Consider the following 26,204-nt stretch of genomic DNA (forward strand, 5'->3'; position numbering starts at 1 on the left):
TATGCCTAAGCCAACCTTATTCTTCGCTTGCCTGTTCGCGCTTCCCCTGTTCGGCGCCTGCCAGACGCCGGTACCCATCCCGGATTATGTAAAACACAACTACGATAAGACCGAGGTCTATATCCCCATGCGTGACGGCAAGAAACTCTTTACCGCAATTTATACCCCAAAGGATCACAGCCATCCCTGGCCCTTCCTGATGGAGCGGAGTCCCTATTCCTCGGGTCCTTATGGCGATACGCTTTACAGAGGCAACCTCGGTCCTTCGTCGCGCCTGATGCGCGGTGGGTTCATCTTTGTGTACCAGGATGTCCGGGGCAGATACATGAGTGAAGGCGATTTCCAGGAGATGACGCCGGCAAAAGATCATAAGAAAGGCTCCAAAGAGACGGACGAGAGCACCGATACCTGGGACACCGTGGACTGGCTACTCAAAAACATCGCCAACAACAACGGCAGAGTAGGTCTTTGGGGCATTTCCTACCCGGGCTTCTATGCGTCGGCGAGTCTTCCCGATGCGCACCCGGCAATAAAGGCGGTCTCACCCCAGGCGCCGGTGACGGACGAGTTCATCGGTGATGACGCCAATCATAACGGCGCCTTCTTCCTGCTCGATAATTTTGACTTCGATAATTCCTTCGATATCCCGAGGCCGGCGCCGGTAACGAACTACGATCGTACCCTGTTCCGCGCCGATATCCGGGACGCCTATGATTTCTTTCTCAAGCTCGGGCCCGTAAAGAACAGCAATAACGCGGAATACTTCAACCACCAGGGTAAGATCTGGGACGAATATCTCGGCCACTCAACTTATGATGAGTACTGGCGCGCGCGGAATATCCGGACACATCTGAAAGATATCAAGCCCGCCGTCCTTGTCGTCGGCGGCTGGTTCGATGCCGAAGACATGTTCGGCGCCTTGCGCACATACGAGGCCATCGAAAAACAATCGACGCCCAATCGGAATTACCTGGTCATGGGTCCCTGGACCCATGGCGGCTGGGCCGGCAAGACCTGGACAAAGTTCGGCCCGCTCGATTTTCAGCAAAACGTCAACGAATATTATCATGCGGTCGAATCGGAATTTTTCAATCACTATCTGAAGGATTCCGCTTTCACCCAGCCGCAGGCCGAAGCCACGGTCTTCGAGACAGGCGCTAATCAGTGGAAGCATTACGATACCTGGCCGCCGAAGCAAGCGATACCGGTAAAGTATCTTTTTCAATATGACCACAGGCTGGGGACCGACCGGGCCGGCCTCACCGGCCATGACGAATATATCAGCGATCCAGCCAATCCCGTCCCCTATATCGATGGAGTCCATGGCGGCCGGGACAACCGATATATCGTCACCGATCAGCGTTTTGCCGCAGCGCGGCCGGATGTGCTCACGTATCAAACGGATCCGCTGACGGATTCCGTCACGGTGACCGGGCGGCTCAAGGCCGACATCTGGCTTTCCTCCACCGGAACGGACGCCGACCTGATCGTCAAGCTCATCGACGTCCTGCCGGGAAAGGAAGACGGGATCGCCACAACGACCGATCCCACCAGCTACCAGCGGCTGGTCCGTGCGGAGGTCTTCCGCTGCAAGTTCCGCAACAGCTTCGAAAAACCCGAGCCGCTGGTCCCGGGGAAGCCGACCGAAGTGTCCTTCGACCTCAACGAGATCGACCATGTCTTTAAAAAAGGACATCGGATCATGGTCCAGGTGCAAAGCAGCTGGTTCCCGCTGGTCGACCGGAATCCACAGACCTTCGTCAATATCCCGACCGCAAAAGAAAGCGACTTTCAAAAGGCGACCATCCGAATCTGGCATGACGAAGCGCATCCGAGTGGGATTTTCCTCCCGGTGCTAAAATAAGTTTGCCTTATATTCGTCGCATGACAAAGATCATACGACTGCTGCTGGTGCTCGGGCTCTTTATGCCCGGCGCCCGAACGGATGCCCAGCCCATCGGCATCATCCCCCAACCCGTCAGCACCCAATGGCACGACGGGTCCTTCTCTCTCAACGCCAACACGGTGATCGTGGCGGACCCGGCGCAAAAACCGACGGTGTCCTTCTTTAACGACTATCTCCAGCGTTTCTATGGATTGAAGCTGCACGTCGTCGCATCTGCGCCGGCTTCCAATTACATTCAGTTCCAAACCACCACCGGTGGCAGTTCCCCGAAAGACCACTATACGTTAAAGGCCGCCCCAACGGCGATCACCATCACCGGCAATACGGATCCCGGGACCTTTTACGGGATGCAGACGCTCATCCAGCTGCTGCCGGTAAGCCCCTTCGAGAGCACACCCAATGGTCCGGCTATCCGCCCCGCCGCCGGGGGGACCTTTGCCGTCCCCGCCGTCGCCATAGAAGACGAACCCCGCTTCGCCTACCGCGGGCTGCATCTCGACGTCGGCCGCCACTTCTTCCCGGTCGACTTTATAAAACGCTACCTCGATTATATCGCACTCCACAAAATGAACTACTTCCATTGGCATCTCACGGAAGACCAGGGATGGCGTGTCGAGATCAAAAAATACCCGAAGCTGACCGAGGTCGGCGCCTGGCGCAGCGGCACCATCATCGGGCATCACCCCGGGACCGGCGATGACAGCACGCGGCATGGCGGCTACTATACGCAGGACCAGATAAAAGAGGTCGTGCAATACGCCGCCGACCGGTATATCACCATCATTCCCGAGATCGAAATGCCGGGTCATGCAACGGCCGCGCTGGCCGCTTACCCGTATTTGGGTTGCACGGGCGGGCCCTATACCGTCCCGCATAATTTCGGCGTCCACAAAGACGTCTTCTGCGCGGGCAATGACAGCGTGTTCAGCTTCCTGCAGGACGTACTCGACGAGGTGATGCCGCTATTCCCTTCCACCTATATCCATATCGGTGGCGACGAATGTCCCAAGGACAGCTGGAAGGCCTGCCCCAAATGCCAGGCCCGGATGAAGGCATTGGGTTTGAAGAACGAAGAGGAGCTCCAAAGCTATTTCATCGGCCGGATGGAAAAGTATATCAACTCAAAGGGCAAGCAGATAATCGGTTGGGACGAGATCCTCGAAGGTGGGGTAGCGCCCAACGCCACCGTCATGAGCTGGCGCGGCGAGAAAGGCGGCATCGAGGCGGCCAAACAGCATCATAACGTGATCATGACTCCGGGCACTTATGTCTATTTCGATCATGCGCAAACCCATAATGACGACTCACTGACCATTGGCGGCTACCTGCCGCTGGAGACGGTCTACAAATACGAACCGATCCCCGCCGGCCTCACCGACGAGGAAGCCAAATACATCCAGGGCGCCCAGGCGAACATGTGGTCGGAATACATGGCCAACCCCCGAAAAGTCGAATATATGCTCTTCCCGCGCCTTAGCGCACTGTCCGAGGTCCTCTGGAGCCCGAAACGGACAGACAAAAGCTATATCGAATTCCAACACCGGCTGGCCGACCAGTACAAACGCTATGCACTCTGGAAAGCCAACAGCTACCAGGTCTACTTCCAACCCGCGGACGGCGCGGTAAGACAAAAGATCGCCGACTGGCAGGATAGTAAGTTCGGGCTCATGATGCACTGGGGCACCTATAGCCAGTGGGGTGTCGTCGAAAGCTGGAGCATCTGCCCGGAAGACGAAGGCTGGACGCAACGCCGCGGACCGTATTCGGCGACCTACAATGGCTATGTAAAAGCCTACGAGAATTTACAAACGACCTTCAATCCCACCCATTTCGATCCGGCCAAATGGGCCGAGGCGGCAAAGGAAGCCGGGATGAAATATGTGGTCTTCACCACCAAGCACCACGACGGATTCTGTATGTTCGATACGAAACAGACGGATTATAAGATCACCTCTGACAAGACTCCATTCCATACCAATCCAAAGAGTAACGTGGCCAAAGAGGTGTTCGACGCCTTTCGCAAGGACGGTTTTATGATCGGCGCCTATTTCTCCAAACCCGACTGGCACACGGAAAATTACTGGTGGCCCTATTTCCCGCCAAAGGACCGGAACGTCAACTATGACCCCGCGAAATATCCCGATCGCTGGAAGGCGTTCAGCGACTACACCTACAGGCAGATCGAAGAGCTCATGACCGGCTATGGCAAGATGGACGTCCTCTGGCTGGACGGCGGATGGGTGCGTCCGCTGTACACCGTCGACCCTGCCGTGGAATGGCAACGGGGCATCCGCTACGAACAGGATATCGACATGCCGAAGATCGCCGCAATGGCCCGCAGCCATCAACCGGGACTTATTGTAGTCGACCGGAGCGTACAGGGAGAATACGAGAACTACACCACACCAGAACAACAGGTCCCCACTCATCCCCTCGACGACCCTTGGGAAACCTGCATGACCATGGGGAATTCCTGGAGCTATGTTCCCAATGACCACTATAAATCCACCACTCAACTGGTCCAGCTGCTGGTGAAGATCGTCTCCCGCGGCGGCAACTTCCTCCTCAACGTCGGCCCCTCGCCCGATGGCGACTGGGCGGATACGGCCTATCTGCGGCTAAAAGAAATGGGCGCCTGGCTGAAGGTCAACGGCGAAGGAATCTACAACAGCCGGACGATCGCACCCTGGTCGTCCGTATCGGGCAACGTCTACCTGACCCAGTCGAAGGACAGCGCCCGGGTTTACGCTTTCTTCCTCGGGGCAGGAAAAGACGTGGTGTTGCCCGCGGAAATTCCCATCGAACGGTTCACCGCAAAGCCCAAAAGCAGCGTTACCATTCTCGGCCGGAAAGAAAAACTGAAATGGCGCCAGGACGGAAAGACGATGGTCATCCTGATCCCGCCGGCATTACAGAACAAGCCGGTAGGCGAACACGCGATCGCCTTCAGGATCGGGTAAGAATATTCACCGACTGCTTCAAATAAGATTGGAGGATCATACGATCGCTGTATGAACTGTCACGCCGGCCGAACGAATTGAAGGCCCCATCCTCGGCTTACAGTTCATTCGCCAAATCCCCCAATTTGTGCACGTTGCCCTTCGACCAGCCGGTCGTCCGCTCTAGCTTGCGCCAAATTTTATCGCATGCGACGACTCAAGAAGATCGGAAAATGGACGGCTATCGTGACCCTCTTGCTTCTTATCGGGTTTACCATCACGGTCCTTTCCCGGCAAAACCTCCACTATGACGCCCCCTATCCGGACATAAAGGCATCCACGGACAGCGCCGTTATCGCCCGGGGCAGGCACCTGGTGTTCGGCCCCGCCCATTGTATCAACTGTCACAATCATAATAACCCCGACTCGCTCGCGGCGCTCGGGGAAGACGTATCGCTTGGCGGGGCCGTCGCGTTCGATCTGCCCGTGGGCACGATCTACTCGCGGAATATCACGCCCGACAAGGCTACGGGTATCGGCAATTTCAGCGATGCGGAGATCGCCCGGGCGCTGCGCTATGGCGTGCACCCGGACGGCACGGCTGTGTATGACTTCATGCCCTTCCATAATATGAGCGACGAAGACCTCCGGGCCGTGATCTCTTATTTGCGGGCGCAGAAACCACTTCACCATCCTGTCCCCACGAACCGCTTGAATCCCCTGGGTAACATCGTAAAGGCCTTCCTGGTCAAGCCGGTCGGTCCCTCGGGCCCCGTGCCTGTCACCGTCAGGGAGGATACCTCTGCCGCCTATGGCCAATACCTGGCGCTCAGCGTTGCAGAATGCAGCGGCTGCCATACCCAACGGGATCTCGCCGGCGCCTTCACCGGTCCGCCCTTTGCCGGCGGCGCCAATATCGACGGCTTTATCACGCCCAATCTGACACCCGGTCCCGGCAGTCGTATCGCGGGCTGGTCGCAACAGGATTTCATCGCCCGCTTTCGCAAGGGACGGTTGATCGCCGGCAGCCCCATGCCCTGGCCTTCCTTTGGCCGGATGTCGGACACCGAGCTGAAAGCCATCTTTAACTACCTGAAGACGGTGACACCCGCAAAGACGCCGCCAATCCATTGACCAAAAAACGCAGTCCATTCACCCCGGCATTGCTCCGTCACCTTCCTCCCGCCAAATTTGCACTTGTAAAAACACCAACATGCTAAAATATATTCCCATAATCCTCCTCTCCTCCCTGCTGTCCGCCCGATGTTTCGGGCAGCTCGGCGGGCTGATCAACAAGGCAAAGAACAAGATCAATCAACGGATCGATCGACGGGTCGACCAGGGCATGGACAAGACCCTCGACAAAGCGGAGGGAAAGGATGTGCCCGGCGCCGGCTCATCCGCTCCGGCAGCGGCCACGGAAACTGCCGGCGTGAGCAGCTATGCCAAATACGACTTTGTTCCCGGTGAAAAAATTTTATATGCCGAAGACTTCTCCCAGGAGGCCCCCGGTGAACTGCCCGTTGGATGGAACAGCAGCGGCTCGGGCGAGGTGGTCACCCTGGACAAATTCCCCGGCCGCTGGCTTCGCGTCCACAAGTCGGTCGCCTATCTGTCGGCTAACAAGGCAAGCTTTGGACAGGACTACACCATCGAGTTCGACCTGCTCCTGCAACTGAAGAACAATGGGTGGATGTACCCGCAGTTTCTCGCATCCCTGCTGGCCAGCCACGACCTCTCGCCGGACGATAATACCCTTCTCAAGGACTACAAACAATTTGCCGCCGCGACTGCGCTGATAGCCCCTTTCGAAGGCAATACCTCCCGCGCCCTCTTCGAAGCCTTCAAGGAGAACGTATCGGTCTTCAAAGGCGACCTGGTGAATATCGGGCAATTGCAGAACTGGTATGGCCAGCCCATGCACGTCGCCATCCAGGTGCAGAATCAGCGGTTCCGCTATTGGATCAATGGACTAAAGGTCTTTGACGTGCCGAAAGGAATGCCGGCTGCCGATACGATGAATCAGCTGCGGATCGAGGTCGGCGCAACCAACTATCCCGAAGAAGGCTATGGCGTCTACATCAGCAACCTGCGAATCGCCACCGGTCTGCCCGACACCCGGCATAAGCTCCTCGAGGACGGCAAATTTTCCACGAACGGCATTGTTTTCGACCTCAACAGCGCGGCTATCCGGCCTGAATCGGCAGGCGTACTCAAGGACATCGCCACGGTCTTAAAGGAGAATCCCTCCGTCCGCATACGGATCGTCGGCCATACCAGCAGCGATGGCGATGACGCAGCCAATCTCGAGCTCTCGAAGAAGCGGGCCGCCGCGGTCAGAGATGCATTCGCTAAGGATTGGAATATCGATCCGAGCCGTATCGACGCCGAAGGCAAGGGCGAGACCGAACCCATCGGCGATAACAAGACAAAAGAAGGCCGCGCCCAGAACCGGCGGGTCGAATTCATCAAACTCTAACATGCAAATAAAATGAAACACACCATTCGCTGGATCGCAGCCGCAGCTTTGCTCTACGCCTGCTGCGTCCTTGTCTCCTTCGTCGTTGCTCCCCGTCTCGCCGAAGGCATCTGGAAACAGCTGGGCATCACCCAGCAGGACGGATCCGACAAGATCAAATTCAGTTTTCTCGACGGCTATCTTCATTCGGAAGGAGTGAGAAACGCCAGGAACATCGCCCGTGGCGACCGGGCCGCCGCTACCGCCGATCTGCTTGCCTATACCCGGCAATACCTGTCGGGACCCGCCTTCAAGGCCGCCTATGACAAGCTTCGCAAAGACGCCAAACCGCTGGAACCCGTCGACCGGACCCGGTCGAAAGACCAACTCCGGCAGGACAAGACCGAAGACACCAAACGGCTCATCGCCAACACCGAAAGCGCCCTGAAGACCTCCACCGGCGAGATGAAAAAGACGATGGAAAAGATATTGCAGGACCACAAAAAAAACCTTGCCGCCTACCAGGACCCGAACAACGCCGAGATAGCGGCGCTTTACCAGGCCCAGGTGAATACCCGCAGGCAAGACCTGGAACGCTTCGCAAAAGCCACACAGAACTGGCAAAAGCAGTACCCTGAAGACTGCCGCCTGTTCATAAAGGGGCGCATCCAGCAGTACCTCACGCTTGCCGCGACGGTCGACTTCAGCGCCACGACGCATGAAAAGAACGGGAAGCAGGTGTTTGACAAACAGGACTATCAATACAAGAGCAATGATTGGAAGATGATCTATCGCGCCGGTAAGGAAGTCTATGATGTGACGAAACCGTTCGCGGAGAAATGGCTGCAAGAGCTGCCCTGATACCATAATACAAAAAGATGCAAAAGTTCCTTCTTTCCCTGCTGGTCCCCCTTGCCGCCGCCGCGATCGCCCACGCGCAGTCGATGCCCGATGCGTCCCGGCTGGCGAAGATGTCCCCGGCTGAGCTGGAAGCCTACAGACAGCAGATGCTGAAGGCGGCTTCTTCGAGAGCCAAACAACTCGCCGCACAAAACAATTTCAAGCTCGATGAGACGCTGCTGCCCGACTATGAAGCGCGCCCGCCGGTAAAAGACCTGAAGAGACTGGCCCTGATCCCCGCCGTAGCCCCCTCCATGGCCCAGCTGACGGCCGGGGTCCGGAACACCGAACGGCAACTCGAAGGCCTGACGCCGCCCGCACTCGTTCAGGAAGTAAGAACGATGACGGCAAAGCAGGACGGCCCCACGCTACAGGGCTCCGCCATCGGCCAGTGGATGAACGGCAACCCGGTGCAGGCGCTGTTGCTGCAAATGGAAGCGACGATGAAAAGCTCCGGGAATGTCAAGGCATGGAACAATCTCGCGGCATTCTACAATATGACCGGGCTGGAGCACAAGGCGGTGCCCATTCTGCAGCAGTTGCTGCAACAGGCGCCGGCGAACCCCATGCTGTTGAACAATATGGGGCAGGCCTACCTGGGGTTGGGCGATCTCGGCAAGGCAAAGGATTACCTGCAGCAGTGCCTGGCCGTGGATGCGCTGAATCCGGAGGCCAACCGCTCGATGGGGATGATCGCGGCCTTCGCCGGCCAGGCGGATGAGGCGATGCAATATTTCGGGAAAGAGCTGGAGGTCGCCATGCGCCGAAGCACGCTTGCCAGGATCAAGGGCATCGGCCGAAGCGTCAACATCACCGCGATCAGGAACAAAAGAAAAGATATCCCGCATCGCGACCTGTTCACCGAGATCGGGCTCGACCGGTTCCAGATACCCACCCTGCCAAAGTCTTCCGATGAGACCGCGGCATGGACGGCGCAGCGCGACGTCCTGGCGAAAAGCATCGCCGCGGAATACTTTTTCTGGTCGCAGGCCGCCGGGCTGAGCGACGAAGAGCGAAAAGCAGACGGGAGACGTTCTCCCGGACTCTATGCCGATCTTGCCGACCGGCTGCTCAGCGAACATGGCAACGAATATGCTCCGCTGCTGGGGCTCATCCGCAAAGAAGACGTGCCGGCATTGGATGAGATGATCAGGAGTTATTGGAAAAAGCTCGGTGAGGCGGTGTGTCCCCAGGCGCCCCCCGATCCGGAAGGCGGAGACCGTCTGGTCCTCGCATACGCAAAAAAATGTTGCGACATGCACAAACCCATCGTCGATGCGTATATGAACCAGCGGAATGCCTTTGTCGAACAACGTCTTGCCCTGACCATCGCCAACTGGAAATCCTACATCAACGGCTGCGTGGACATCGCTTCGCTGGCCCCTACCAATGCCGGCAGGAAAAGTGTCTACAGGGTCGTCGCCAGCTATTTCTCGTTCCTGGGTACCGCCTTACAGGCGGTTGCCGAAGAGCCGCCGCCGGCAGAATGTATGATAAAGATGACAACGGAAGAGGCCGACGCGATCATCGCAGCGAACCACGATATCGACATCAACTGCCCCGAATGGCTCAAGCTGAAACTCGGATTGGGCGCCTTCACTCTACAGGCGGATTGCTCGCAATTCAGTGTAGACGGCGGCGAAGGTCTGCTGGTCGGATACGAAAAGAATTTCAAAACGGGTACGTACACCATTAGCGCCGGAGTCGGCGACAAGGTCGACTTCAAGGAGATCGTCGAATCCGAATTCAGCGAAATGGCCTATGTGAGCTTTGACAATAACAACCAGGTGAGCGACTACGGCATCAAGGGATCGGCGACAGCCGCCACGAAGATCGGCGGTGTGGAGGGAACCTACACGCTGGGCGTCAACAGCGGTTTCAACGCTGCCGTCAACGGCAAGGGGGTCCTGAAAAGCCTGGTCAACCTGTCTGTTCAACAATAAACGATAAATAAACACGAATACCAACACTTATGCAACAACACCATTTTCCCGGCGGACGACCCACCATCCTGGTTACAGGCGCCACCGGCGCACAGGGCGGAAGCGTAGCCCGGGCCCTGCTCAACAGCAACCGCTACAACGTCCGTTGCCTCACCCGCAATGTCCATTCCCATAACGCCCTTACCCTTCGCCTGGCAGGCGCCGAGCTGGTAGCCGGCGACCTCGACGATAAAGATAGCCTCGTGGCCGCGATGAAGGACTGCTATGGCGTCTTCGGCGTCACCAACTTCTGGGAACATTTCGGGAAAGAGTTCAGCCAAGGCCAGAACCTCATCGATGCGGTAGCCGCATCGGGCATCCGTCACTTCATCTTCAGCGGTCTTCCCGGCTACGCAGAACTTGCCGGCGGCCAGTTCCCCGTTCCGCATTGCGATATTAAAGCGGCGCTGGAAAACTACACCCGCCAGCGGGAGATTCCCGCCAGCTTCGTGCATATCGCGTTCTACTACGAGAACTTCTTCTCCTTCTTTCCGCCCCAGAAAAAGGACGACGGTTGTTTTTATTTCGGCTTCCCGCAAGGCAATACCCGGCTGGCCATGGCCAGTGTCGAAGACATCGGTCCCATCGTGGCCCAGTTGTTCGCCTGCCCCGAAATTTACCTGCACCGGACCGTCGGCGTCGTCGGCGAAGACCGGACCTGCCGGGAATATGCGGCGATCATGAGCCGGGTACTGGGCGTAACCGTTCGCTATCATCATATCCAGCGCGATATCTTCTCGGGATTGGGATTCCCCGGCGCCGAAGAACTCGCCAATATGTTCGAAGTACAGCGGCTCTATATTCCCCAACGTAGCGCCGACCTGATGGAAAGCTATTGCATCCATCCCGGTATGCAAAGCCTGGAGTCCTGGCTGGTCCGGCACAAACACCAATTCCTTCAACTCTTAAACGAAACTGAATATGCGTAACGGATACCGGCCACTCGCCCTGCTGGGCATCGCGGCCCTCCTCTTCGATCTCTCCTGTGGCCAGTTGGACGCCGGGAGTATCGCCGAATCCATTTCCCCCGCAGCCGCCGACTCGGCCAATAAGGTACAACGCGGCGCCTACCTGGTCAACACCATGGGCTGCGACGACTGTCATTCGCCCAAGAAATTCGGCCTGCACGGACCAGAAGTCGACACCAACCTGCGATTTGGCGGCTATCCCGCCGGCCGGCCGCTGCCGCCCTTCGACACCGGAACGGCCCATAAATGGGTGCTGTTCGCCGGAGATCTCACGGCCGCGGTCGGCCCCTGGGGTGTCTCTTTCTCGGCCAATATCAGCTCCGACCCGACCGGCATCGGAAACTGGACGGAAGCGCAGTTCATCCGCTGCCTCCGGGAAGGCAAATGGCTGGGACTCGACGACCGGCCCCTGCTGCCCCCAATGCCCTGGCAGAACTTCGCCAAACTCACCGACCGGGACCTGAAATCCATCTATGCCTTCCTGAAAACGACCAAACCCGTGAACAATACAGTACCACAGCCGATCCCACCGGGCGGTCCCGTCAAATAATGAGGATTTTATCCTAAATTGAAGGTTTAACCTATGCAATTCAACCGGTATAGCCGCATTGAGCCGATGATCTTCATCTGGTTTATGCTGCCCTATACCATCCTGGTCAACCTCCTTCTGTTCGGATATTGCAGCGTTTCCTCCACTGGTAATTTTTTTATACGCCTGGGCATCTCGCTGTTCTACTTCGCGGCGATCTATTCGGTCTTCGGCACGGCCGCCATGCTGATCAAAAAACGATTTCCCGGTGATCACGAGCTGTTCAGGCGGGTCGGCATTCTTCTCCCGCTTTTCTGCGTGATGAATCTGCTGACTGTGCAGGGCGTGTACTGGCTTTACGAAAAATGGCCGATCGGGGATTGCCAGGTCCAACGAAGCATGGAATGGTGGGTGACCGGTTATGGCTGTCTGGCCAGCGCGATCCTCACTTTTGTCAACGAAGCGGGCCTTGGCTGGGAGAAATGGAAGACAGCCATGGCAGAGACGGACCGGTTGCACAACGCCTATCAGAAAAGCCGGCTTATGAGCCTGAAACGACAGCTCCATCCGCATTTTCTGTTCAACTGCTTCAATACCCTCTCCAGCCTTATCCAGGAGAATGAAAAGGAGGCCGGGAAATTCCTCGATGAGCTGACACGGGTGTACCGCTACCTGCTAAAGGGCGCGGACGAACAGCTGGTCAGCCTTGGTGAAGAACTGAAGTTCATCGACGCCTATCTCTATCTCGTGAAAACACGTTTTGGCCCCGCATTGCAGGTCGAGCTGAAGATCGACAAAAGCGAGGAGAATAAGGCCATCGCTCCCATGAGCCTGCTGATAGTTCTCGAGAATATCATCTACCGGAATGCCTTCAGCAAAAGCCGGCCGCTCAGGATCGAGATCCAGACCCGCATCGACGGGTCGTTGCTGATCCAAAATTCCCTGCAGCCGAAGCCTGTAACGGGCGACGGCCCGGACCAGGAAGAAGGTCTTGACGACCTGGTCGCAAAGTACCGCCTGCTGGGTTGCCCCGAAATGGTGATCCGCGAAACAGCAGCCAGCCGTTCGATATTCATACCCCTCATCCCAAAAAGCGAACCGCCATTATGAAACTGTCCCGCCCTCTAAAGATACAGGTGATAGGATTCTGGGTCTCGATGCCCTTTATCGTGCTTGCTTATAATTCGATCCTCTATCCCGGCCGCTTTCTCCGCGACTGGCGGGTCTGGGCCTTCAGCTGGCCGCTGATCTATGGCATCGGCATCGTTTCCTGGTATGCCCATATCCAGTATGATCATGCCATCCGGCGACGGTTCCCCACGCTCAAAGAAACGCGCAAAAGAATCCTCTTTAAAGCGCTGACCAACCCGTTGATCATGACGCCCTCCGTTTTGCTCATCTTCCTGATCTACGATCACTGGCATATCCTGGGCTACCATCTTCATGCCGGGGATCTGAAATGGGGCTACCTGATCGGGCTTTCGATCAACCTGCTGTTCGATACGTTATGGGAAGTGCTGTTCCTGCTGGAGAAATATCGGGAAAGCCTGCACGAGAAGACCTTGCTGGAAAAGATGAGCATGGAACACGAGTTCGAGAATCTAAAAGGACAGATCAACCCCCATTTTCTTTTCAATTGCTTCAATACGCTCTCGTCGCTGATCGAAGAGGACCGAACGGAGGCGGAGCGCTTCCTGGACGAGCTGAGCAAGGTCTACCGGTATCTCCTCCGGAACAACGACAGCGGGATCAGCACCGTCGAAAAAGAGATCCGGTTCATCCAATCCTATTTTCAGCTGCTCCGAACCCGATATGGAGAAGGTCTCCGGTTGAACATGGACATCGACAGAAGATATTATTCTTACCAGGTTCCGACCCTTAGCCTTCAGCTGCTGGTGGAGAACGCAGTCAAACATAATGTCGTCTCGCGCCAGCAGCCGTTGATCCTGGAGATCTTTACGACGGCGGGCAACCTGCTGGTCGTCAATAATAACCTTCAGCGAAAGGCCCTGGCGCCCACTTCCACCCGGATCGGACTGCACAATATCGAGGCAAAATACCGGCTCCTGAAAGCCGAAGGCTTCCAGGTCGTGGAAGGGGAAAAGAATTTTATGGTAGTGCTGCCCCTGATTTGGAATAACAATTAAAACAACTCCCGACTATGAACATTCTTATCGTCGAAGACGAAGACCTGGCCGTAAAGAAAATTCAAAAAACGCTGCTGTCGATCCAGGATACGGCCGTGGTGATCGGTGTCACCGACAGCATCAAGAGCACGGTGGAATGGCTGCAGCAAAATCCCGCACCCGACCTGATCCTTATGGATATAGAACTGGCCGACGGCCAGAGCTTCGAGATCTTCAAGCTGGTCGAAGTCACCAGTCCCGTCATCTTCACCACCTCTTATGACGAATACGCCCTGAAGGCCTTTAAGGTCAATAGCATCGATTATCTGCTAAAACCGGTTCAAAAGGAAGAGCTCCAGCTGGCTCTCGATAAATACCAACAGATGAAACTCCGCTATGCCGCCAGGGACACTGCCGAAGGCGAAGCGCGCCTCGACGTCCTGCTCAAGGAATTAAGGCGCCAGCTGGAACCAAAAGAATACCGGAAACGTTTTCTCGTCAAGCAAGGGCAGAAGCTGGTCAGCATCGATATTGGGGACATCGCCTACTTCTTCAGCGATGGCCGGCTGAATTTCTTCAAGACCACCGACAACCGAAAATTCGTCGTCGACTATACGATGGACGAACTGGAAGAAATGATCGATCCCAAGCACTTCTTCCGCATCAGCCGCGCCTTTTACGTGTCGGTGGGCTGTATTGACCGGATCGAAGAATATTTCGGCAACCGCCTGATCCTCACCCTGCGCCCCGCGCTCGACAAGGAGGCGCTGGTCAGCCGCGAAAAGGTCACCGACTTCAAGAAATGGATGGGGAAATAAACAGCACCGTCGTCCCGCGATCGTCGGAATGCAGCTCCAGCGTGCCGCGGATCGAGGCGGCACGGTTTCGCGCTTCCTCTATCAGCCGTATCGATCTGCCGCTCCGCGGATCGATACGCAACCGCGGCGATTCGATGCTCAGTTGCAGCATTCCGTGATCCTGGTCCAACTGTACCAGCGTCTCCGGCGCATGATTCTCTTCCACCAGCACCCGCAGCACCAATTTGTAGATAAGCAGCAACTCGTGCCGGATATTCATATCCGGCCGCAACCGCTCCACTCCCCCATCGGTCCTCAACCGGATGAAGACCTCATGCCGGTTGTTGAGCGCTCCGGCAAACTCCCGCATCCGGTCGATAGCCTGGGTCATGCTGTCATTGACCGGGTCGATCGCCCAAAGCATATCGTCCATCGCGATGATCATATTATGGCTTTTATGATGGATCTCGTTGATGTAATTGATCGCCTGCCCGGGGTCTTTCTCCGCCTTGATCCGCGCGATCTCGCTGAGCACGTTGATGTTTTGCAGAGCCTTGTTGACCTCCCCATGGAGATTGCCGGAAATATCGCTGCGCATCTTTTCCAGCGCCGTCTTTCGCTGCATCCGCATCCGGTCGAGCAGGTACAGCACTACCGCGCCGGACAGCAGCACGAGACATAGGAACCACCAGGAACGCCAGAAGGGCCCATGCACATGAATGGACAGTTCCCGGATATTTTTGCTTTCAAGATTTTCCGCATTGATGCCCCGAACCTGGAAGGTGTAATATCCGGGCGGAAGATAATTGTATACGGCCTCATTCGATCTCGACTCCGTCCAGTTGTTCTCCAGTCCTTCCAGGCGCTGTTTGATACCGCTTATATCCTGGTAGGCCAGCGTGGAAAAAGTGATCCGGAGTGAATTCTCCCCGGACGGCAATTCGAGGACACCCAGCTTTGCAATGGAGTCGACGGAAAGTGGCGAGTTTCTAAGCCAGATCCCGGTGATCTCGATGTCATTCGGCGGGGCCTGGGCAGCCTTGACCTGGGTCGGTTGGAAGACCAGCATGTCATGAGCGGTACCGATGGCGATCCGCCCGTCCCGCAATTCGGCTGCGGAGCCCAGCTCGAACGCGTTGCTGCCGACACCGTCTATTTCAAAAAAGGAGGCGGCCTGTTGGGTGGGAAAGTTCAGCTTGTGGAGCCCTTCGGCATTGGTGATCCATATATATCCTTTCCGGTCGCGGATCAGGTTCGTCGATCCGCTGAAGAGGGCGCCGGTCCGGGTCGTATCGCTGCGGATACCGCCGGTGTTTATATTGAGGACATCGAGGTTGTTGCTCGCCAGCAGGTAGACGCTGTCGGAATATTGAAGGATGTCGACAACGCCGATCCCACTGAGCCGGTGACCCGGCTGATCGGTGGGGGTGTAATGATAAAGGATCGCGCCATCGCTGTGACGGATATGATATACGCCATCCTTTTCGGTACCGGCCCAGATATCTCCGGTGCGGTCAAGATACAATCGTTGAATGGCGCCTTTTGTCGTCGTCATCAGGGTATAGTTTCCCCTCAAAGCATCCCACCGGATGACATCGCCTTTTTGGGTAGCCAGCCAGATATTACCGTCCATGTCCTGCAGCATCTGGCGGATCGTACTGTTCCTGAAAATCGGCAGCTTGAGTTTTTCAGTCTTTTTGATCTTCCAGTGGGTGATAAACAGCCAGCCCAGCTGCTGGCCATACCAGATATCTCCATTGGGCCGCTGAACGGTGCACCAGGCCTGTCCTTCTTCGGCCCCGCCGGCTCTCAACTGATCGATATACCAACGCCTGACGGGACGGAACAGGCTGTCATAGGCAAAATGACCTTCCCCCCAGGTGCCGACAAGAATGTCGCCGTCCTGCAATTGACGGATGCTGGTCACCTCCGATGTGCGAATGCTGTCCGACCCGGCGAGCCGGTTTGGAACGGAATGAAAGACCTGCGCGCCGGGATTGAACCAGTAAAGGCCCCGGTCGGTTGCCAGCCAGATATTATGCTCGCGATCCTCGATCCAGTTCCGCACAACATCATAGTGGAGACTGAACTCACCGCCGGCATTGGGTCTAAGCATTTCGAAGGCCTTGCTTCCCGCTTTGAGTACCATACACATCCGGATGCCCGCAAGAATGATCGTTCCGTCGCCGGTCTCCGATATCTGGGTCATTTCGGTGTACCTGCCCTGGACCAGCTCGCCGATATTGGCCCCCCAGTTGGTTTCCTTCCCTGTTTGCGGGTCGAAGCTGAGGTAGCTCGGGCCCCATCCATCCGTCAGCGGCCAGTGCATCGCCCAAAAGCGGCCGCTATGATCCCTGAACGGGAAATAGAGGTTCAAATAATGACCATAGTTTTGGATGACACTGTCGCCATCCGCGTTATGTCCGCGATAAGACAGGGTTTGCCGGAACGGGTTGTATTTGACCAGACCCGAGTCCGACCCCAACCAATACATGCCCTGACCGTCCTCGAAGCAGGTGACCGGTTTCCAACCGGGAGGCATGCCAAATGGCGGGTTCCCGGTTCGCATGGTCCCTGTCTTTTCGTCAAAGATGAGCGTTGCATGGTTGTTGAGAAAGAGCATGACATGGCCGGCCCGGTCGATATACAGATGGGCATTGCTCTTGTTGCGTTCTTCTTCGGAAAAGACGACCGGCACCTCATGGTATTGAAGGTCCGAAAGATCGATATAGCCGATCCGGTTGAATTCAAAGCGTATCCACAGCCGGTTGCGGTTGTCCATTTCCAGTTGGCCGATGACGTTATTGGGCAACGAACGGGGGTCGTTGCTGCGGTGTTGGAAAAGAAGCATCCGGAAGCCGTCATAGCGGTGCAGCCCGTTGCTGGTGCCGATCCAGATATAGCCTTTCGGATCCTGCGCGAGTGACAGGACAGAGTTGGAGGCCAGCCCGTCCCGTGTGCCCATCCGTGTAAAAAGATATTGCTGTTGGGCGCTCAGGCGCAGGCAGCTCAGGCAGACAAGAACCAGGGGAAAGATCAGTTTGCGCAAATATTACGGATTTACCACTCAATTTAAGCCGGCTGGCGACTGGACGCGAACAGTTCATACAACATTTTTGACAGTTCATACAACAAAAGCGGCACCTACTTTTACATAGGTGCCGCTTTCCCCGGCAAAGGCCACTTTGCCGGACATCATGAAAACAAACGGCACCTACTTTTACATAGGTGCCGCTTTGTTTTGAATGGCCAAGAAACCGAAACTTACTGCACATCCCACCAAACGCGGGAAGTCATTTTATCCCCATTGTTCAGACCGCTGACGGCGGAGGTATAGTTGGCCGTGTTGGTAGAAGCCTCGCCCTGCGGATAGGTAAACCGGCGGGGGATCGTCCCATTGGTGACGTTCCCGGGATAGTTCACGGGTGTCAGCACCGGGAACCCGCTACGCCGCCAATTGGCGAACGATTCGTTCTCGTCCATGAAGCTGGCCACCCAATACTGGGTATTTATCTGGTTCAGCGCGCTGCCCGCATTGTAAGGATTGGCGGTAAGATAGGCAGCAATGGCGGCGTCACTCGGACCCGCTCCTGCCTGCGCGCCTAGCATAGCCATGGAACCCGTCACCCCGTTATTGTAGTAGGTAGCCGCCGGCGTACCCGTCACCCACCCTCTTTGTGCGGCCTCGGCCAGCAACAATTGGGTCTCCCCATAGGTCAACAGAAAAGTGGGGGCATCGAGCCGCGAAAAAGTATAGCGATTGACAACGGAATATTTATTGGCGTCGCCCGGCCAGTTAGCCACTTTCGACAGATCATATGCACTGCCGCTGCCGGGAGCATCATGGCCATTGGGTTGACCCAGCTGGTTGGCCCAGGTGGTGTCGCCCTTGTCCGTTCCGTCGGTGGGGTCTGCACAAACCGTAGCCAGGTAAGAAAGGCGGGGATCGCTTGTCGACTTCAGGTAGTCGACAAAGGTCTGGCTCAGCCGGTAGGCATTGGGGTCATTACCGATAAGGATCAAACCCGTCCCGTTGGGCACCGGCGTGCCGGTAAGGGCCTGGTGAGCCACGATGGCATTGTCATCGTTGGAGGCCATCACTCCGCCCTGTACCGCCGTCTGGACCCATTTCTGTGCATTGGTCGCATCCACCTTGCTCATCCGCATCGCAATACGCACCATCTCGGAGAAGGCAAATTTCTTCCATTGCGCCGGGTCGCCCCCATACAACAGGTCGGCCTTCCCAACAGTATTCGGTTTGCCCGGGTCCAGCTTGCCCGCAGCATCCGCCAGCTCGCTGAGCATATTGGCGTAGATATCCTGCTGCTTGTCATATTTTGGCTGCGTGATCCCCTTGATGAAGCCCAACCCTGCCTCCGAGTAGGGACAATCGCCATACATATCCGTCATGCGTTGGAACATGAATACTTTGAATATCCTGGCGATATTATAGAAATTGGTCTGGTTGGCGTCCGTTGCCGTATGGGTCACCACCTCCACGATATTGGTGACCGTGTTGTTGTAGTTGTCGTCCCAGTAGGCGGAATTATAGCCGGCGTTGTAGAAATACTTATCGCCATCCCAATAGCCCTGGATAGAGGAAAGATGCTGGATCATACAGGACGAATAGATCAGGTTATTCCGCCAGTCCTCATAACCGTTGGCATCGCTGTTGCCCGAAGCGATCATCTGCGCGTTGGTGAACAGGTAGGCGTAGTTGATATTGGCGGCCGTGATATGGTTCGGGTCCGTATTGATGGACACAAAGTCCTTTTTACAACTGCCAAGTCCCGATAGCACAATGACCGCAAGCACTGCTAAAAAAATCTTATTTTTCATTTTCTTGGAGGTTAGAATTTGAAATTAACGTTTACACCCATGCTTCGGGTGGCCGGGAAACCGGACAGTTCGAGTCCCTGGCCGTTGCCGTTGTTCAGGCTGGATTCTGGATCGATATTCGGAACGTGTTTCACCACTGTCCAGAGGTTCCGGCCGACCAAGGAGATGCTGATGCCTTTGATAAAGGTGTTCTGCAGGATCTTCCCCGGCAGGGAATAGTTCAGGATAAGCGATCTCAGCTTGATAAAGCTGGCGTCATACACAAATTCTTCGGCTATATGATCCGACCCGCCGGCGGAGATGTCCGTGAAGTATTTTTCCGCGGTGACAGACGTGGTATTGGGCGCACCCGATACATCGTTGCCTTTGCCGGTGAAGCCGCCTTCCCTACCCTGCAGGGTATTCTTGTGCAACCCATCCGCATACAACAACAGGTTGGTGCCGGAATAGATCTTGGCGCCATACTTGAAGTCGAAAAGCACGGCCAGCGATACGCCCTTATACGTAAAGGTATTCCGCAATCCGCCCGTCTGCTTGTAAACGCTGCTGCCCAGGGCAACCACCGTCTTGCTTTGCACGGGCTCACCGTCGCTGAAGACACGCTGCCCCTTCGAATCCGTTGTGTAGGAATAACCCATGATCTGTCCGTACGCCATACCGACCACATTGCTGATGCTGACCTCATCGCCCCAACGGGGGAAGGCGCCATCGATCGTGATGCTCTTCGGACCGCCGAGATACAATACTTTGCTGCTGTTGTTGGCGAAATTGACCGATATATCCCAGCTGAAACTCTTCGTTTTCACCGGCGTACCGCTTACCAGCAACTCGACGCCCTTGTTACTGATCTTTCCAATGTTTTGAACGGCCTTACTGTAACCGGAGGTAGGACTGGCCGTGACCTGTACGATGTCATCCGTCGTTTGCTTGTCATAATACGCCGCATCGATGGACACCCGGTTGTTCAGGAACTCTGCATTCACACCGATCTCTTTCTCGCGGATCTTGACCGGTTTGAGGTTCGCATTGGGGATCACGCCGCCGCCGGCAACATAGCCGACCGGCTGCCCGCTGATGGAATAACCCTGCAAGCCATAGGTCAGCGTGTTCAGATACGGCGAGGTACCGTTGGAAGCGCCGGCATAGGAAGCCCGCAGCTTACCGAAATTGATCCAGTAAGGCAGCTTCAGCGCATCCGTGAAGACCCAGCTCAGGGCTACCGAAGGATAGAGATAGTGATCCGTGTTCATGTTCAGCGTCGAAAACCAGTCGTTCCGGGCCGTCGCGGTCAGGAACAGCCAGTTGTTGAAGCCCAGGTCGGCGCTGCCGTAAACGGAATTCACCCGGTAATGCGAATAGCTGATTCCAAAGGGTTTGGTGGAGACGTTATTGGGCGTGTAAAAGCCCGCGATCAGGAACGGACCGGCGCCCCCGTTGCCGGAACCGGGTACGCCACCTACACCGTAGTATTGATTGACATTATCCTGCTGGTTGGCGCCTACGTTGGCATTCAGGCTGAAATGCTCGCCGAATTTTTTGTTCATCCCGAACATCCCGCTCCAGTTCAGTTCGTGATAGTTCTCCTCATACTGCGTGATATTGCCGCCATGGATACCGTCGCTCCGGGTGTATTGGACACCCGACGGGGTGATCTGCGTCACGTCGAAGATGTACCCATCCCGCTGCACCTGGCCCTGGACATACAACCAGTCGAGAATATTATACTTTAAGGTCAGCGCGGCCGTCAGGCGGTTGCGGTCCGTCCTGTTCTGATACTGGTACGCTATATAGTAGGGATTCTCGAAATAGACATCGGTACCCGGCAGCCATTCGGTACCATCCGGATTGATCTGGTGATCTTTCAGCCAGCGGATATCGAAGGAATTGGCGAGGTAAAGCGGACCTGCCACCACGTTGCCCGGTGCGTCGGAGAAAGAGGCCCTGTTCTTCACATTCTCGAAGATATAGTTGGCGGTAAGGGTCATCTGCAGCTTGGGGGTGATGTTATAGGTCGAATTGAAGTTGGCCACCTGCTGCTTCATATTGGAGTTGGGAATGACGGTGCCCAGGTAAAGATCGGACAGCCCCAACCGGAAATGGCCCTTGTCATTGCTGCCGGTCAGCGCTACCGAGACCTGGTTGGTCAGGCCCGTCTTGAAAAAATTCTTGAAATTATCCTTTTGTGCAACGTAGGGAACGGTGTTGCCGAGGAAGTTCACCGCGGGGCTGCCATCCAGTTTGGCTCCCCAGCTGGATTGACCCACACCCAGGGCGGCGGCTTGTGAAGCAGGCTTCACCCCGAGTGTCCCCTGCCCGTAAGAATACTGGTATTCGCGGTCGTCGATGACGGTATTGGCCGTCGCATTGTCGTTGACCTCGACCCCGATACCCTTGGTCCGGGCCCCGGACTTCGTGGTGATCAGGATAGCGCCGTTCCCACCTCGATAGCCATACAATGCGGAGGCCGCCACCCCTTTCAAAACGGAGATATTCTCGATATCATCCGGGTTGATGTTGGAAAGACCGTCGCCAAGATCCGCGCCGCCCCATTGGCCCGCGCTACCCTGGTTCGTATTGTCGAAGGGCACCCCGTCGATGACATACAAGGGTTGGTTGTTGCCGCTGAGCGAAGCGTTTCCCCGGATAATGATCCGGCTGCTGCCATAGGGTCCCGTCGCATCGCCTGCAACGTTAACCCCGGCTACCTGCCCCGTCAGGGCATTACCGATGTTTACTTCGCGGGAACCGGTTATCTGCGAACCGTCAATCTGCGTGGTGGAATAACCCAGGGAACGGGCCTGTTTCTTGATACCCAGTGCGGTGACGACAACCTCCGTCAGCTCACTCGTGCCCGGGTCGAGCGTAATGGAGATCGTTGTCTCGGCCCCAATCCGCAACTCTTTTGTCTTATACCCGATAAAAGAGAAAACAAGTACGTCGCCGCTCTTGGCATTGATCGTAAACTTTCCCGATTCATCGGTGGAGACCCCTTTTCGCTCCCCTTTTACGATCACAGTAACGCCGGCAAGCGGCTTTCCGTTATTGTCCGTTATGATGCCGGTGATAGGCGCAAATTTCCCCGCCGCGTGCGCCGGCAGGTAGCAGAACAGTTGGAGAAGCAGCAACCAACCGATCATGCCTTTGCAAAGGCTTACTTTTCTCATCGTACAGCGTTTTAGTTAACCACTAGAGTGTCGCATCCGATGTTCGTGTAACGTGCGCCGATAAGATTTTTTATCCGAATCCTTAAAAACGCAGGCTGAGGTTGCATCCCAGGCTGCGAACCGCGGGATAGCCGGATAGCTCGAGGCCCTGTCCGTTGGTATTGTTCAGGCTGGATTCCGGATCGATATTCGGTGTGTGCTTCAGCAGCAGCGCCAGGTTACGTCCCACGATCGAGACGCTGATCTCTTTAAACGATTTGTTTTTCAGCCACTTCGCGGGAAAGCTATACCCCAGCGAGAACGATCGCAGCCGGACGTAGCTGGCGTCATAAACGAATTCCTCGGCGATATGATCCGTTCCGCTGGCCGAGATATCCTGAAAGTATCGCTCTGCCGGCACCGCCAACGTATTGGCATGACCATTCTCCACCATTCCCCTGCCGACAAAGCCCGTCTGTCTTCCCTCCAGTGTCTTCTTTGACAGACCATAATAATACAGCAACAGGTTGGTGCCGGAATAGAGCTTTGCGCCAAAACGATAATCGATAAGAAATACAAGCGAAAACTGACGATAGTGAAAGGTATTGGTCCAGCCGCCCGTTTGCCTATAGGTCGTCGAACCCAGCGGCATCAGCCCCGACTGTTCCGGCTCCCCGGCCGGAGCGGGATTGGACACTCCGTCGCTGAACAGGATATTGCCCCGCTTATCGCGCCTGTACCCAAACCCCATGATCTGTCCATAGGGCATTCCTACGACGTTGCTGATACTGACCTCGCTTCCCCAACGTGGATAGGCGCCGTTGATCACGATCGACGGCTGTCCACCCAGGTACAGCACCTTGTTGTGATTGATGGCCAGGTTAAAGGAAAAGTCCCATTTGAATTGACCGGACCGAACCGGTACCGCGGCCAGGGTCAGTTCTATACCCTTGTTCTGCACCTTGCCGATATTTTTGATCTGCTCGTTGTATCCGGAGGTGGGACTCACCGTCACGTTGACGATATCGTTTGTCGTTATTTTATTATAGAAGGCCCAATCGAGACCGAGCCGGTCCTGGAAAAAATGCAGGGAGGCGCCGAACTCCTCTTCCGAGATGCTCACCGGGCGGAGGTGCGCATCGGGGATGACGCCGTTGGTCGCCACGTATCCGAGCTGCAGGGTGTCGATGGAATAGCTTTGCAAACCGTAGGTCAGGGCATTCCGGTAGGGGGTGGTGCCGTTGGAAGAACCGGCATAGGAGGCCCGTACCTTGCCGAGCGTGAACCAGGAAGGGAGCCGCAGGAGATCGGAGAAGACAAAGCTTCCCGAAATGGAAGGATAGAGATAGTGGTCCGTATGGATGTTGAGGGTCGAGAACCAATCGTTGCGTGCCGTTACCGTCAGGAACAGGAAATTGCGATACCCCAGGTCGGCGGATGCGAACAGCGAATTCACGCGATAGTGCTTATCGATCGGTCCGCTGTATTGTTTGTTTTGGACGTTATTCTGGCTATAGTCCCCCGCAACGATAAAGGGTCCGGCCGGCCGGTTCCCGGAGCCGGGCACCGCCCCGACACCGTTGATAGTATTGACATTGTCCTGCTGGTTGCCGCCGGCGTTGACTGCCAAGGTCCATTTCTCGCTGAACTTCTTATTGACGCCGACCATGAAACTGCTGTTCAGCTCATGAAAGTTGACCTCATATTGCGTCAGATTACCGCCATGTACTCCATCCGAGCGGGTGTATTCGACACCCGGAGGGACGATCTGCGTTACATCGAAGAGATATCCGTCGCGGGCCACCTGCCCCTGGACAAAGAGCCAGTCCAGCAGTTGGTATTTGAGCGTCAGCCCCCCGGTGAGCCGGTTCCGGTTGGTGGTATTCTGATAGTTGTAGGCGATATAGTAAGGATTCTCGAAATAGTAATCGGTGGTGCCCGGCAGCCATTCCGTTCCATCCGGATGCGCCCGGTGATCCTTCATCCAGCGGATGTCGAACGAATTTGCGAGATAGAGCGGCGCGGCAAGCACATTTCCCGGCGCATCGGAAAGCGAGGCCCGGTTATTCACCTGCTCGAAGACATAGTCCGCCTTCAGATCCATCTGGAGCCTGTTGGTGATAAAGAAGCCGGAATTGAAATTCAACCCCTGCTGGGTCATCGAAGAATTCGGAACGATGGTATTCAGATAGAGGTCGGAGAGGCCGAGCCGGAAATGCCCCTTGTTATTGGCGCCGGTCAGGGCCACCGACCCCTGGTTGGTGATCCCGGTCTGAAAGAAATTCTCAAAATTGTTCTTTGCGGGCCGATAAGCATAGGTATTCCCGAGATAGTTCACCGCGTTGGAGCCATCCAGCGGGGCTCCCCAGCTGTAATACGAAGCAGCCTGTGCAATATCGGCGCTCCGGGGCTTTATGCCGCTGACTCCCTGGCCGTAGCTGTATTGATAGTCGCGTTGATCGATGACCCGGTTGACGGTGAAGTTATTGTTCACCTGCACGCCGATCCCATGGGTCTTCGAGCCCGATTTGGTCGTGATGAGGATGGCGCCGTTGCCGCCGCGATAGCCATAGAGCGCCGAAGCCGCAACGCCTTTGAGGACCGTGATGGATTCGATATCGTCGGGATTGATATTGGAAAGGCCGTCCCCCAGGTCGGCGCCGCCCCATTGCCCGGGGTATCCCTGGTTGGCGTTATCAAATGGAACTCCATCGACGATATACAGCGGCTGATTATTCCCGCTCAGCGAAGCATTGCCCCGGATCAGCACCCGGCTGCTGCCGTAGGGCCCGGTGGCGTTCTGTACGACATTGACGCCGGCCACTTGCCCCGCCAGCGCATTGCCGAGATTCACCTCCCGCGATTGCGTGAATGCAGAGCCATCCACCTCGCTTGCCGCAAAGCCGAGGCTCTTCTCGGACTTGTCGATCCCAAGGGCCGTGACCAGCACCTCGGTCAGCGGCTGATCCGATGGGCTGAGGACGATCGGACCCTTCCCGGCCAGTCCTGCCGGGATCTCTTTATTGGTATACCCGACAAAGGAGAGTATCAGCATCTCATCACCGGCCGCCCGGATCGTAAACGACCCGCTGAGATCGGTCAGCGTTCCCCGATGGCTGCTGCGAACGGTGACACTGACCCCTTGCAGCACCTTCCCCTCCCGGTCGACGATCTTTCCACTGACCATCCCCACCGGCGCCTGGGGCAAGGGCAGCGATCGGGCGTCCTCCTCCTCGTCGGCCATCGAAGCGGGCGCCGCCGTATCGGCATCAGGGCCGGCCTTCTTCCGGCGGAGAACGACAAAGGTTTGGTCGTCGACCTTTTTATAGATAAGACCGGTGCTTTTCAGCAGCTGGCCAAGTATCTTTTCGATCGTCGAATTCGAATGGGGGTTGGGCGGCGTCACCGGGGTCTTACCAATCTCGGGCTGCGAGAAGAGGAAGTAGGCTCCGCGCGTGCGATTGAGCTGGATCAGAACTTCCAGCAAGGGTTTCTTCTGCTCGACCGATTGCGCATGCAAGTGCGCGATCGGTGTCACCACCAATTGCAAAGCCAGAAAAAATTCAAGCCAATATGGGAAGGCGCTTGATTTTTTCATTAAACAGAGTTTTGGTTCC

15 protein-coding genes are annotated in these 26,204 nt (G+C 56.1%); 11 read left to right on the plus strand and 4 right to left on the minus strand.

Features of this window, described 5'->3' with window-relative positions; genetic code table 11:
- Position 1 precedes the first annotated feature (1 nt).
- The 11 genes from VHE34_RS16065 (at position 2) to VHE34_RS16115 (ending at position 14,626) form a co-directional block, all read left to right on the plus strand.
- Positions 2 to 1,864: a CocE/NonD family hydrolase gene (locus tag VHE34_RS16065; protein WP_325589749.1), complete on the plus strand. Its 1,863-nt coding sequence runs from the start codon at positions 2 to 4 to the stop codon at positions 1,862 to 1,864.
- Positions 1,865 to 1,884: 20 nt separating this feature from the next.
- Complete coding sequence (locus VHE34_RS16070; protein WP_325589751.1) at positions 1,885 to 4,866, plus strand: family 20 glycosylhydrolase; 2,982 nt, start codon at positions 1,885 to 1,887, stop codon at positions 4,864 to 4,866.
- Between the two features lie 186 nt (positions 4,867 to 5,052).
- A complete protein-coding gene (locus tag VHE34_RS16075; protein WP_325589754.1) occupies positions 5,053 to 5,979 on the plus strand; it encodes a cytochrome c in 927 nt (308 codons plus the stop codon).
- 79 nt (positions 5,980 to 6,058) lie between these two features.
- Positions 6,059 to 7,324, plus strand: a complete 1,266-nt coding sequence (locus VHE34_RS16080; RefSeq protein WP_325589756.1) for an OmpA family protein — start codon at positions 6,059 to 6,061, stop codon at positions 7,322 to 7,324.
- Between the two features lie 12 nt (positions 7,325 to 7,336).
- Positions 7,337 to 8,164: a hypothetical protein gene (locus tag VHE34_RS16085; RefSeq protein WP_325589758.1), complete on the plus strand. Its 828-nt coding sequence runs from the start codon at positions 7,337 to 7,339 to the stop codon at positions 8,162 to 8,164.
- Between the two features lie 17 nt (positions 8,165 to 8,181).
- On the plus strand, positions 8,182 to 10,146 hold the full coding sequence (locus VHE34_RS16090; protein WP_325589760.1) for a tetratricopeptide repeat protein: 1,965 nt from the start codon (positions 8,182 to 8,184) through the stop codon (positions 10,144 to 10,146).
- A 29-nt stretch (positions 10,147 to 10,175) separates the two neighbouring features.
- The gene (locus VHE34_RS16095; protein WP_325589762.1) at positions 10,176 to 11,114 is read left to right on the plus strand and encodes an NmrA/HSCARG family protein; all 939 of its coding nucleotides are present in this window, start codon (positions 10,176 to 10,178) and stop codon (positions 11,112 to 11,114) included.
- Entirely contained in the window at positions 11,107 to 11,703 is a 597-nt protein-coding gene (locus tag VHE34_RS16100; RefSeq protein WP_325589764.1) for a diheme cytochrome c-553, read from the plus strand. The genes VHE34_RS16095 and VHE34_RS16100 overlap by 8 nt, the downstream gene beginning before the upstream one ends.
- A gap of 33 nt (positions 11,704 to 11,736) precedes the next feature.
- The gene (locus VHE34_RS16105; protein ID WP_325589766.1) at positions 11,737 to 12,792 is read left to right on the plus strand and encodes a histidine kinase; all 1,056 of its coding nucleotides are present in this window, start codon (positions 11,737 to 11,739) and stop codon (positions 12,790 to 12,792) included.
- Positions 12,789 to 13,829, plus strand: coding sequence for a sensor histidine kinase (locus tag VHE34_RS16110; protein ID WP_325589768.1), 1,041 nt, complete (start codon positions 12,789 to 12,791; stop codon positions 13,827 to 13,829). The genes VHE34_RS16105 and VHE34_RS16110 overlap by 4 nt, the downstream gene beginning before the upstream one ends.
- Positions 13,830 to 13,843: 14 nt before the next feature.
- Positions 13,844 to 14,626, plus strand: a complete 783-nt coding sequence (locus VHE34_RS16115) for a LytTR family DNA-binding domain-containing protein (protein ID WP_325589770.1) — start codon at positions 13,844 to 13,846, stop codon at positions 14,624 to 14,626.
- Here the strand turns inward: VHE34_RS16115 and VHE34_RS16120 are convergent.
- The 4 genes from VHE34_RS16120 to VHE34_RS16135 form a co-directional block, all read right to left on the minus strand.
- Entirely contained in the window at positions 14,604 to 17,654 is a 3,051-nt protein-coding gene (locus tag VHE34_RS16120) for a ligand-binding sensor domain-containing protein (RefSeq protein WP_325589772.1), read from the minus strand. The two genes, VHE34_RS16115 and VHE34_RS16120, sit on opposite strands and share 23 nt — an antisense overlap.
- 215 nt (positions 17,655 to 17,869) lie before the next feature.
- Positions 17,870 to 19,444 (minus strand): SusD/RagB family nutrient-binding outer membrane lipoprotein, encoded by a 1,575-nt coding sequence (locus tag VHE34_RS16125; RefSeq protein WP_325589774.1) that lies wholly within the window; start codon positions 19,442 to 19,444, stop codon positions 17,870 to 17,872.
- An 11-nt stretch (positions 19,445 to 19,455) separates the two neighbouring features.
- Complete coding sequence (locus VHE34_RS16130) at positions 19,456 to 22,608, minus strand: SusC/RagA family TonB-linked outer membrane protein (RefSeq protein WP_325589776.1); 3,153 nt, start codon at positions 22,606 to 22,608, stop codon at positions 19,456 to 19,458.
- A gap of 82 nt (positions 22,609 to 22,690) precedes the next feature.
- The gene (locus VHE34_RS16135) at positions 22,691 to 26,185 is read right to left on the minus strand and encodes a SusC/RagA family TonB-linked outer membrane protein (protein WP_325589778.1); all 3,495 of its coding nucleotides are present in this window, start codon (positions 26,183 to 26,185) and stop codon (positions 22,691 to 22,693) included.
- Positions 26,186 to 26,204: the final 19 nt, after the last annotated feature.

This window comes from Puia sp. (genome assembly GCF_035546395.1).
Lineage (GTDB): Bacteria > Bacteroidota > Bacteroidia > Chitinophagales > Chitinophagaceae > Puia.